General features: G+C 45.3%; 1 protein-coding gene. It reads right to left on the bottom strand.

The genetic code is table 11. The features are described 5' to 3' along the window. On the bottom strand, positions 1 to 318 hold a 318-nt coding region (locus BN338_RS09500), incomplete at both ends, for a hypothetical protein (RefSeq protein WP_039761613.1).

The following is a 318-nucleotide window of genomic DNA, read 5'->3' as shown; positions in this document are numbered from 1 at the left end:
ACCCCAGCCTTTCTGATCTCTCGTAAAAACATATCCTGCGCACGCTTTGCCCACCTTTGATAGGTTTTAGCAAAAACCGGTTCCATTAAACGGCGATTAACCGCTTGGAGAGACAGAGAAATAGAAGTCCGCTGCCGTGCTTGTATGGCAACAATACGCCGCCGTGGCACCTCAAACTGATAATGCAAAATATGAATGGCAATTTGCCGCGCCAACATCGCATCAAACAAATAATGCGGCGGATCTATAATAAAGCGTATCGGCAAATGCCTAAAGCCAAAACTCACTGCTCTAAAAGAACAGGTAAGCATCATTTCT

It is taken from the genome of Bartonella queenslandensis AUST/NH15 (genome assembly GCF_000312585.1).
GTDB classification, from domain to species: domain Bacteria; phylum Pseudomonadota; class Alphaproteobacteria; order Rhizobiales; family Rhizobiaceae; genus Bartonella; species Bartonella queenslandensis_A.
The sequence above is the reverse complement of the archived record's forward strand: the minus strand, read 5'-3'. Positions and strand labels throughout refer to the sequence as shown.